This window comes from Methylobacterium sp. V23, from assembly GCF_002917135.1.
In the GTDB taxonomy this organism is placed as follows: Bacteria; Pseudomonadota; Alphaproteobacteria; order Rhizobiales; family Beijerinckiaceae; genus Methylobacterium.
Genome location: NZ_PDHT01000066.1, coordinates 1 through 10628 on the forward strand (window position 1 = coordinate 1; position 10628 = coordinate 10628).

Annotated in this window: 12 protein-coding genes; 8 read left to right on the plus strand and 4 right to left on the minus strand. The window is 59.5% G+C overall.

The features are described 5' to 3' along the window. Window positions 1–76: 76 nt before the first annotated feature. Window positions 77–799: a PRC-barrel domain-containing protein gene (locus CRT23_RS26500; RefSeq protein WP_245436617.1), complete on the plus strand. Its 723-nt coding sequence runs from the start codon at window positions 77–79 to the stop codon at window positions 797–799. Window positions 800–1007: 208 nt separating this feature from the next. On the opposite strand, the gene CRT23_RS26505 is transcribed toward CRT23_RS26500, so the two are convergent. After that, window positions 1008–1457 (minus strand): hypothetical protein, encoded by a 450-nt coding sequence (locus CRT23_RS26505; protein ID WP_103712504.1) that lies wholly within the window; start codon window positions 1455–1457, stop codon window positions 1008–1010. 623 nt (window positions 1458–2080) lie between these two features. On the opposite strand from CRT23_RS26505, the gene CRT23_RS26510 reads away from it, so the two are divergent. The 6 genes from CRT23_RS26510 to CRT23_RS26530 all read left to right on the plus strand — a co-directional run bounded on the left by CRT23_RS26510 (window position 2081) and on the right by CRT23_RS26530 (window position 6102). Further along, window positions 2081–2275: a hypothetical protein gene (locus CRT23_RS26510; protein ID WP_103712505.1), complete on the plus strand. Its 195-nt coding sequence runs from the start codon at window positions 2081–2083 to the stop codon at window positions 2273–2275. A 92-nt stretch (window positions 2276–2367) separates the two neighbouring features. Beyond that, a complete protein-coding gene (locus tag CRT23_RS29695) occupies window positions 2368–2499 on the plus strand; it encodes a hypothetical protein (protein ID WP_280952021.1) in 132 nt (43 codons plus the stop codon). Between the two features lie 73 nt (window positions 2500–2572). Continuing rightward, window positions 2573–2935, plus strand: a complete 363-nt coding sequence (locus tag CRT23_RS26515) for a DUF6481 family protein (protein ID WP_103712506.1) — start codon at window positions 2573–2575, stop codon at window positions 2933–2935. A gap of 240 nt (window positions 2936–3175) precedes the next feature. After that, window positions 3176–3463 carry a co-chaperone GroES gene (gene groES / locus CRT23_RS26520; protein ID WP_103712507.1) on the plus strand — a complete coding sequence of 96 codons (288 nt, stop codon included), beginning with the start codon at window positions 3176–3178 and terminating at the stop codon, window positions 3461–3463. Between the two features lie 96 nt (window positions 3464–3559). Further along, complete coding sequence (gene groL, locus CRT23_RS26525; RefSeq protein WP_103712508.1) at window positions 3560–5203, plus strand: chaperonin GroEL; 1644 nt, start codon at window positions 3560–3562, stop codon at window positions 5201–5203. A 386-nt stretch (window positions 5204–5589) separates the two neighbouring features. Further along, a complete protein-coding gene (locus tag CRT23_RS26530; RefSeq protein WP_103712509.1) occupies window positions 5590–6102 on the plus strand; it encodes a hypothetical protein in 513 nt (170 codons plus the stop codon). A 62-nt stretch (window positions 6103–6164) separates the two neighbouring features. On the opposite strand, the gene CRT23_RS26535 is transcribed toward CRT23_RS26530, so the two are convergent. The 3 genes from CRT23_RS26535 to CRT23_RS26555 form a co-directional block, all read right to left on the minus strand. Continuing rightward, window positions 6165–6380, minus strand: coding sequence for a hypothetical protein (locus tag CRT23_RS26535; protein ID WP_245436615.1), 216 nt, complete (start codon window positions 6378–6380; stop codon window positions 6165–6167). Between the two features lie 247 nt (window positions 6381–6627). Then, window positions 6628–6963 carry a hypothetical protein gene (locus CRT23_RS26540; protein WP_103712511.1) on the minus strand — a complete coding sequence of 112 codons (336 nt, stop codon included), beginning with the start codon at window positions 6961–6963 and terminating at the stop codon, window positions 6628–6630. A 1417-nt stretch (window positions 6964–8380) separates the two neighbouring features. Continuing rightward, window positions 8381–8731 (minus strand): 4-fold beta flower protein, encoded by a 351-nt coding sequence (locus CRT23_RS26555; protein ID WP_103712513.1) that lies wholly within the window; start codon window positions 8729–8731, stop codon window positions 8381–8383. A 639-nt stretch (window positions 8732–9370) separates the two neighbouring features. On the opposite strand from CRT23_RS26555, the gene CRT23_RS26560 reads away from it, so the two are divergent. Continuing rightward, complete coding sequence (locus CRT23_RS26560; RefSeq protein ID WP_103712514.1) at window positions 9371–9580, plus strand: hypothetical protein; 210 nt, start codon at window positions 9371–9373, stop codon at window positions 9578–9580. Window positions 9581–10628 lie beyond the last annotated feature (1048 nt).

Genomic DNA, 10628 nt, shown 5'->3' on the forward strand with positions numbered 1-10628 from the left:
GCTCAGCCGCTCAAGATCGATACGACCCATCCCACGAGGGAATCAGCGAAACCCACCCCGCGCAAGGGGGTGGGTAATTACAATTGTCCTCGCTGTTGCGGTTTTTTGCACGCTTGGAGGCGGCGCAGCCTTTGCCGAGTGTCAGATTGCGGATGCCAAGCTTGAGGAAGCCATTCTGCAAAAGCCTGACCTTCGCGGGTCTGCCAATCGCCAGACCGTGAAAGATCTTCGTAGCCTGCGGGACGCGGCGTTCACGCTGTGGTCCTATGGACGCCATGCAGATTGCGAACGTCTGATGGCCAACATTCGCGAACTAATCGTTGGACCTGCCATGACGAGCCTGGGCGACAACGACGAGGATGCGGCCGAGGAGCAGATGGCGGCGCGGGACCCGAAGGTTCGTCGGGGGGCGACGGAAGGTCGGCGCGATCAAAAAGGCGCCTTGCCGCTCGTCGATGTCGACGCTCTCGTCCTCGGGTTGAGGGCGGACCAAATCGTCGGTGCGGAAGTTCGGAGCTCCGACGACCGGATCGTCGGCGAGGTAAGGAACGTCATCTTCGAGACCAAGGATCGCCGGGACTACGCCATCGTTGCATCGGGTGGCTTCTTCACACCTGGTAAGGACAGCATCGTGGTGCCGATCCGTTCCCTCAAGGTGTCGCAGGAACGGGATAGCTTCTTCCTTCCCCTTCCTCTCTCGGAGGTAAGGAGCATTCCTCTTATGCCGGATCAGGATTACAAGTGGCTTTCCGACGAGACTTGGCGCAATCGAAACGATGCCCTGTTCGCGCGACGATAGTGGCGCGTATGGCTGGGGGGAAGCCTTGGAGAAAGTCCCAGGTGCTCACGTTCGAGAGCAGAAGGGGGCACACGATCGCGGGGATCATGCCGCTTGCCTCGTGGTCAGGCTTGTCATCGCCAGTAGCCTCGAGTCCCTAAAACCGGCGGCAAGGGCCTGAGGCGGCTTCGCTCAAGAACCTTTGAAAAAGGGGGTGTTACGATTCGATCTAATGCCCTGCTCGATTTTCCCCCAGCACCATCTTCATGCCGCAAGGAGTCCACTGACCATTATACGGAGCGTTCTGCCGTATCGTATTCCGAAGCCGCAGTGAAAAGCTTTCACTTCCTAAGGCAAAGCTGACGCACATCGGACTGCTGAAGATTGTCAGCGATCGATCCGCATCAACGAGGCCGTCATAGGCGTTGTAGAGGCCTTCGAGGAAGTGAAGGCCATCAAGACTATGGGAGCCCTCGAACACGCTGGCGATGTCATCAGCAACCCCTACGAAGCGCTGAAATCGATCACGAACGTACGCTTGCAGGATCAGAAGCTGCCGTCCGCCGGTCATGTCAGCATGTTTGGTGATCTCCGGCGGTCTTGGGAACGCAGGAACCAAGATCTCAGCGTAGCCGCCGACCTCTACAGCTATGATGCAGACTGACGCCATGGCGATCATTTCGCCCGATCGCTATACGAACCGGGATTTCTTGTAGCATGATACTAGGCTTCGGTCGGAAATAGTTCGGCGGCGGTCAACACCGGCCTCTACAAGGGGAGCTTCTGCTCTCCACCTCAGCGATACCGCTCACCAGAAAAATTTAGTGCTGACCTTCCTCGCGACCTTACGCAAACGTAGCGCGCTGTTCAAATAATCGGATCGAGCGCTCTTTTCCGAAGCAAAAGCAAAAGCTAAGGGAGCTGAGGCGATTAAGAAGCTACTCCACGGCGGCGAAGACCGCCGTTGAAGCTCTGAGTGCTCCTGGATGCGTCGGATGCATACATACAGTATGCCAAGAAAACGATCGCATATCAGACAGGCAATTTGATAAGACTAATGTCTTGGCGGGGTGATTTTTCTATCCCGCAGTCCGTTGTATCATTGGTTCAGCCGGCTCCGCAGGTTGAGGATACGGCTACTATTGCGCCGCCGAGGCGCCGTTAGCCCTTACACCCGACACGAAGAAGTCCCATCTTGAAGGGGGCGGGGCCGCCCCAGAGCCTGACCCGTGCGAGGGGTTGGACCTGTGTCGAGTGGAAGGCACCGCCTTCCCACCGCGTCCAGCGGAAGGACCAACCACCATGTCCCACCAGTTCAAGCTCGGTCAGCGCGTCCGTCAGTCCCGCGCCAGCGAGGCATCGGATCGCAACGCGCGGGGCGACACCTACGAGGTGATCCGCCTGATGCCCGAGGATCGCGACGGAAATCCCTGCTACCGCATCAAGTCGGCGTCCGGCGAGCGCGCCGTGTCCCAAGCCGAACTCGTCCTCGCCTAGTCGGAGCGGAAGGCCCCGGAAGGGTCTGATCCTTCCAGGAAGGCAGACCGACATTCACGAGTGCCGCGCCCGTAGGCGCACAGGAGACCGACATGGCCCAAGAGAGCAAGCGCGGAAACCGCGAGAGCAAGAAGCCGAAAAAGGAAACCACAAAGACGAACGCGTCAGCCCCCTCCACCAAGGACGTCGTTGGCAACGCCGTGAAGGCAGCCAACAAGCGCTAGCCGGTCGTCGTGTTGGAAGCGGCTTTTATTGATTCTGCCCTCAGCGATTTAGCCAATCGCGCAAGGAATATGTGTGAGCCATTTCGAAAAAGACCCTTTATCTGGTCGCCTTCAAACCGCGGAGACGGCACGTCAAGAAACCTTAGCTCGTTTTCGTGCGCGACCTGCAACTGATGACCCGGCAGTTGTCGCTAGACAATCTGCGCGTGAAGCTATCTCGGAAGCCCGTGAGATCCGGGCAGCAGATCGTGAGGCTTTGCGCCTTTCGACAGAGGCTGACCGCGTGCGGGAGGCCGCTGCCGCGCAAGAGCGCGCTGCCGTTGAGATAGCTCGTCAAGCAATCGAAAAAACCGAGCGCCAAGCCGCAGAAAAGGTGGAGCAGAAGCTCGCGCGGGACACCCGCTACGCGGCTCGCAAAGCTAAAGCGAGAAGATAAGCGACTTTTCAAACAAGTTACAGGTCTTGTGTAAAACGCTGAGGCGAGCCGTCTATCTCACCAGGTGTCGCTATCCCTGAGCCGCTCCACATCCCGGGCTGCAGCGCATTAGCACTCTCACTCATTGAGTGCTAAGCACGTCTCGTGCAGGGCGGCTGTGAATCTTTCTGCAGCCGCCTTCCTTGCGATGATTAGACCGTACCGGTCCGACATCATCGGCAGGGAGATTGGAACTCAACCATGAACTTTCGCCCCTTGCACGACCGTGTCGTCGTCCGCCGTATCGAAGGCGAAGAGAAGACCAAGGGCGGCATCATCATCCCGGACACCGCCAAGGAGAAGCCGCAAGAGGGCGAGATCGTCGCCGTCGGCCCCGGCGCCCGTGACGAAGCCGGTCGTGTCAACCTGCTGGACGTCAAGGCGGGTGATCGCGTCCTGTTCGGCAAGTGGTCCGGCACCGAGGTCAAGCTCGACGGTCAGGACCTCCTGATCATGAAGGAATCCGACATCATGGGCGTCGTCGCCTAAGGGCCATACACCCGCGCGCGATCTGCCAACGCTGCCCCTTGAGGCGCCCGATGTGGTGTGCCTCGGGGCCAAGCTAACATTGAAGTGACTTTTCCCATGGCTGCCAAAGACGTTCGTTTTTCTGCCGATGCCCGCGAGAAGATGCTGCGCGGTGTTGAGCTTCTTGCCAGTGCCGTAAAGGTGACGCTGGGTCCCAAGGGCCGGAACGTCGTCATCGAGAAGTCGTTCGGCGCGCCGCGCATCACCAAGGACGGCGTCACCGTCGCCAAGGAGATCGAGCTCTCCGACAAGTTCGAGAACATGGGCGCACAGATGGTGCGCGAGGTGGCCTCGAAGTCGAGCGATATTGCCGGCGACGGCACAACGACGGCGACCGTTCTGGCTGCCTCCATCGTCCGCGAGGGTGTGAAGTACGTGGCCGCCGGCATGAACCCGATGGACCTGAAGCGCGGCATCGACCTCGCTGTTGCGGCGGTCGTGAAGGATATTGGTGAGCGCGCCCGCAAGGTGGCCTCCTCCGCCGAGATCGCCCAGGTCGGCACTATCTCGGCCAATGGCGACAAGGAAATCGGCGAGATGATCGCCCACGCCATGGAGAAGGTCGGCAACGAGGGTGTCATCACCGTCGAGGAGGCGAAGACGGCCGAGACCGAGCTCGATGTGGTCGAAGGCATGCAGTTCGATCGCGGCTACCTCTCCCCGTACTTCATCACGAATGCGGAGAAGATGCTGGCCGATCTCGAGGACCCCTACATCCTCATCCACGAGAAGAAGCTCGGTTCACTCCAGGCGCTGCTCCCGATCCTTGAAGCCGTGGTTCAGACGGGTAAGCCGCTGCTCATCATCGCCGAGGACATCGAGGGTGAGGCGCTTGCCACGCTCGTCGTGAACAAGCTGCGCGGCGGCCTCAAAGTCGCGGCTGTCAAGGCACCAGGCTTCGGCGATCGCCGTAAGGCCATGCTTGAGGATATTGCCCTGCTGACCAAGGGTCAGATGATCGCCGAGGACCTCGGCATCAAACTGGAGAACGTCACCCTTGAGATGCTGGGTCACGCCAAACGGGTGCGTATCGATAAGGAGACCACCACGATCATCGATGGATCGGGCGACAAGGCCGACATCGAAGCACGTGTGGCGCAGATCAAGGCGCAGATCGAGGAGACTACCTCGGACTACGACCGTGAGAAGCTCCAGGAGCGTCAAGCCAAGCTCGCAGGTGGTGTTGCGGTCATCCGCGTCGGGGGCTCGACTGAGGTCGAGGTCAAGGAGAAGAAAGACCGCGTTGACGACGCGCTTCATGCGACGCGCGCTGCGGTTGAAGAAGGCATTGTGCCCGGCGGCGGCGTCGCTCTCCTTCGTGCAAAGGCCGCGGCAGAGGGGTTGAAGAACGACAACCCAGACGTTCAGGCCGGCATCAAAATCGTGCTGAAGGCACTTGAAGCTCCGATCCGCCAGATTTCGCAGAACTCAGGCGTCGAAGGCTCGATCGTGGTCGGAAAGATCCTGGCAAACTCGTCTGCGACGTATGGCTTCAACGCTCAGACGGAGGAGTACGTCGACATGCTTCAAGCTGGCATTGTCGACCCGGCCAAGGTTGTCCGAGCTGCCTTGCAAGGGGCAGCGTCGGTCGCTGGGCTTCTTATCACGACCGAGGCTATGATCTCCGAGGCCCCGCGGAAGGAGGCTCCGCAGATGCCAGGCGGCGGTATGGGTGGCGGTATGGGCGGGATGGACTTCTAAGCGTTCTCCGTTCTTTCTAGGTCCGCTTGATGGGGTTCGCGCGGTGCTGTGGTGCTGATTCATTAGTCGCTCCAGGAGGGGCGAAGCATGGGTCGTCCTTAAAGCCAGACTCTGCGTGAGCGGGTGATTATTGCGGCGGCGACCTCGCGCCGTTAGGCGGTCGCCTGCTTCTCTATCGTGTAGACCGTAAGGCTGCACGCAGGCCAACAGACGGAACCTGCTCCCGGAATACTCTTTCGCATCCGAAAGACGTCCTAGCCTGAGCTGAGACCGACCCGATGGCTCTGGAGCCCGCCAGCGTCGCCCTGAACTGCCTCGTACCGACCGACCGGCTCCAGATCCTTGTCAGCTTCGCCCGCCTCGCCGGTTCAGCCTGAGAGGATCGTATGGCTTCCCCCAAGATCCCGGCCGCTACCTTGGACCGCCTCGCCAAGCTCTTGCCCCGCCTTGCCAGCGAGCATGATGGAGAGGTGGTCGCGACGGCCCATGCAATCGGCCGGACACTCACCGTAGCGGGGTTGGACTGGTACGCTCTCGCGGAGGCCATCGAAGCCTCGCCATTTAGAAGCAGCATGGCGGCTGCGCCGAAACGCTCCTCGCCGCCGTCCGTCTCCAAGGACAGTGATCCTTCCGCGCCCTGCAGCCGGCCGGGGATGCGCCTGTGGGACACACAGCGGGTCGAGCCGTGGAGCCGCGCCGCTGGCTACGCCCTCACCCTCGACTGGACAATTCCGAAGGCGTTCGGAGGTCGCTTCCTGACCAAGGCCGAGCGTGATCGCCTCAAGGCGTTAGAGGGGTTGGTACGTGTCACCAACGCCGACGCAGCCTGGATCGAAGAGGCCGTGACCCTCGCGCATAAAGCCGCTGAAACGTGGCGTGGCAGAGGGAAAGCCGCATGACCCTCGATACGAAAACGGCGAGGCTTTTGCCCCGCCGTCGGTCGTCTCAATCGTTTGAGGACTTAGCGAGCCGTGCCGCCGGAGGTCTGGCCATACTGCTGGACGAGGAAGCTCGGCTGGTTGGCGTTGCCTTCCTGGGCCGAGTCATGGCCACGCACGGTTCGGATCGATCCGGTCGTGATGTCGTCGTAGCTGCGGCCCTCAAGGTCACCAGGCGCTGCCACGGCAGCGATGCCAGCGGGAGCAGTGTAGCTCTGGGCCAGAGCGGGCGAAGCCATCGCGCTAACGCTCAGGACGACAGCAGCAACAGCAGAAGTAATGCGAGTGTTCATGGCACAATTCACTTGGGTTTGCGCGGTCTCCGTCGAATGGCGGCTGGCCGTGACTTGTTCAGTGATCTTGATCTAGGTCCCTCTTAGCCGGAACGCCGTGCCGTTTGGCACTCACGCATCAAGCAGACATCTCGCGTGCACGACCCCGCTTTCATGATCCGTCCCCGCACGACCGGACACCTCGCCGATGTCCTCAGTAGCCGTCGTAGAACCGCTGCGGACGGTCGTACTCGTAGCCACCACGGCGTCGATAGCCCTCTCCGTAGCCGTAGGGCCGTCCCTCGTAGAACCGCCTGGGACCACCGTAGCCATAGTCCCCGTAGCCATAGCCACGGTCATTCGGCCGGCAGCGGCCCCATGGATTGGGATGGAAGCCAGGGCCGCAGCCTCCAGCTACATACTCGACCACACCGTCATTGCGGGTCTGCTCGAAGGAGTTGAACGAGAGGGAAGCTGCCTGGGCCGAACTCGCCAAGCCGAGACCGGAAGCGATCACAGCAGCTATTCCGAGCACCTTCACGCGCATCATGACCTGAACCCTGTTGGCGTCCGACCTCAGCCTTGGCTGACCGGCGAAACCAAAGGCTGAGCCCCAACCACTGAACCGATGCTGAGGGAAGCGCAGTCGTTTCGTTCAGGCAGTCCCGAGCCTGTCCTTCGGAAGCCCTGCGCTGAACACGCCGCCTTCACGGATTGGCCTCAACAATATTTTCGGCAGGTGATTTAATTTAAATATTAAAATATTAAATTGTGTCCAGCCCCTTCACATTCGTGTACATCACGCCTGTGTTTTTGGAGATCCAAAATGTTCCGGATAATTGTTCGTCGTGAAAAAAATGCCTTAGGTTCAATACCTTGGACCGGTGATCTAGACTCAGCAAAAATTCATGCTCAGAAGTGTGTCGACGAAAAGTCTCTGGGGGTTCAGCCAACATCCGCCGAGATACTCGATGGAAATATACAGATGATTGTCTACAGATATCCTCAGATAAACTAGCTGCCTACAAAGTTTTTGATCAGGCTAGCTGCGGCGGTCGCAGTAGAAAGTGTCTGCTTACAGAAGCCCGCTTCCTAATGATCCTTGAAGGCGTTTGAGCTCGGAATGTACCAGACCATCGTCCACGGGTTGCGGTGCCCGCTCTGATCCATGATGCGGGCGAGATCCGAGACACAAGCAGACCAAGTTGCCAACCAGGGCCACCTTATGGTTAAGGTTCTGCGTAGAAAATGCGTATCTGTACCGCGCGTCTTCCTCGGAGAGACAAGATGCTGGTCAATCATGAGCGCCGCCTTCTAACGAAAGCCGCTGAAGCGGTCGCTGGTCGGATTTCCATCAAGCGTGAACGAGATCGCTCCTGGCCGAGCGACCATAGCCGCCTCTGCGCTCTTCAGAGCGGGGGCGATGTTCGGTGGATCGGCGAGCAGGCAGGCCCTCATATCGGTGGGGTGTTCGCGACGTGGCAGGTCACTGAGCAAGGATTGGCCCGCCTGGAACGGCTTACCACTCAGCCAATCACCCCCTTCGATCTCTGGGCAGCCACTTAGACCCCATGTATCTATGCTGAGATGGGCAAGCGGATCATTCGCGATCCATTGCGTGCCCTAAAGCGCTTTATGGTGCCACGCCGCAATCATCCCATCCAGGACCACTTTACCAGGCTGACGAGCTTCCTCGGGGGTGGCGTAGGTGAGCAGCGCATATTCCCGGTCCGCCCCACTCCGCGCGATGCTCCACACGAAGGTGCTGCGCAACTGCTTGGAAGGCGCGATATGGATCGTGAAGGGGTGCGCAGGAGGCTTCGTCATACCGGCAGTATAACATATCGAACGGCAAGTCCGCCCTGCTGTCTGCTACAGACTCCAACTGGACGTGTGCCGCGTTGGGTGGCACGCAACCCATCTGATGGCTCCGTTTCAAGCCTGTAAACGGACTGCGCTCTATCTCCCTAGACTAGGTCAGAGAATGCATGGTCTGACCAAGTTGCAAGGCTCGCCTGGCCAAGTGGCGTAGGAAGCAGTGCGCAGCGCGGTGGTTTCTTGCCTCTTGGCCCTGGTGTGGTCTTTCTCAGACGGCTCGGTTTTTGTGGGCCACCAACGGCATCGCGCTCAAACAAGAGACATTCGCCACTCTCATCCGAGATCCAGCCTCTGTCCGCCCAACCAATGAAGCGGCCGTCATAGGCATAAACCTTATCATCGTGGATGAAGGCTGCAGGCTTACCGTTCCAAAGGTAGAGGGACTGCCCATCATGGCAAAATGCTGCCTCCTGCCCTTCTCGGTCAAAGAACTCGATCATGGCCTGTGCAATCCCTTGGCTGTTGCGTCAGATGTGGGGCCTATTGCCGAGATTTGCGGCCCTAACCCCAGTCGCGGCTATCAAGCGTACAGGCACCATTCGTGACGCCTGCGATGGCAGACATGGCCTCATTGAGAGATGGGTGACGCCGTTTTACACTTTTGAGGAGGCCGAATGCATCAGGCTGAATTTCGAAGTCGTTGCCGTTTTGGGGCTTGGTGATGTTGCCAAGGCTCCGCCCGAGGCGGTCTTTCAAGGTCCACGCTCTACCCGTAGATCCCTCAGGAGTGAGAACGACATCCATAGCAGGCAGACCTTTGATGCAGGATAAGTAGTCTCATAACACGTATTCTGCTTTCGGCCCGACAATCCTTTGAGGTGCCTGATGCCCTGACCGATCTATGATCCGCGTTAGATCCGTGCTCCGATTGGCCACTGTCGTGATGTAGCGGGCACGCAAGCCGTGCGTCCCGAAGTTTGAAGCAGTGAGCCGGCAGCTTTTGTGTGCGGCTTGATGATGCCGGCTGCGGCCTGGGTCGTGAGGCAGGGCGCTCCGCCTGTGCTTGCTTTTGGCTGTCCGGAGCCATCCTGAGGGTTGTGACGGATGACGCATAGCGAGTCCCATGGCACAACCGCGTTATGACTGAGCCGACCACCAGCACCTACCCGTACACTCTCGATGTCGAGCCGAACCCACGAGCCAAGGACACCTGGCAGTGGGCTATCCGCAAGCATGGCAAGCTGATCCAGCGCTCGGATCGTGCGCAGCCATCTGAGGCGAAGGCACGGGCGCAGGGGGCGGAGCAGATAGCGAAGCTGTTGCACGGTGGTGATGAAGGGCGCTTCTGAAGCGAAGACACACCAGGATACATAAGACGCATACCACCTGAGTGTCAGGAAAACGACGGTATTCCCGACGTTGAACGTCACTAAGGGCGCAGCGAGCCGACCCTCAGCCCGACCAGATATACGAAAGCCCAGCTTTTTGTTTCACGTCCTTCCGGTGCCCGGTAAGGAAGCTTTAACCACGCTGACTTAAACCACGTTCATCAGATCGGAGTTGGGGTGCCCGCCTCGTTCCGAACTGATCGTGATAGCTGGCCCACACAGCCAACCGCGATACTTCACGACTGAAGCCGATTGGTCCGATGGGAGCGGGAGCCTTGCTCGCCTGTCGCGCTGATCGGCTTCGCCATGCGTGATAGAGGCGTAAGCTATTGCGGGAATAGCGTTTCTACGCGATCAGGCGTAGGCTCGCTCTGTGTTCAGGTGGCGCATCTACCTCATAACATCCTTGGTGCTTGCACCTCCCATTGCCGGTCTCTGGCTTCAGGCCTGGCACATTGGGGTCGGCTTGAAGTGGCTTGAGCCGGAAGCCGATTTGCTGGTGATCGCATCGCTATCAGTCGGAGCCAGTGCACTCCTGGCCCTTTTCGTGACGCGATCGATTGCGGGGTCGTAGGCACATCAGGAGTTGTAGCTAACAAGCGCGACCACCCAAGATCCGTGGTCCCTTACCAGAGCCTGTGCTCCAGCCTCGCTGGCCGTCGGAACGTGAGAGCCGGACGATCGGATCTCATAGACGTCATAGCTCGCTGCCGTGCTTGTTGGCCCAACGTGACCGAACCCACGAGGTGCACGGCCATGATGGCGATCGAAGAGCAAGACTGCAGCGTCAGGTGACGCCACATCCCCGGCCTGACCAAAGCGGGCCGTGTCGCCGTAGACACGTCCCGTAACCCTCTCAATTGCGATGTAGTGTGCCATGCTCATGCGTCCCGCCCTGCCCAGTTACACGCGGTTGTCACGTCCTATCTCGAAGGCGCGGTCGATGGCCTGGATGACACGCTTTGGCGCGAGATGATGGATCATGTGGCCCATGCCTGGCACGACGATG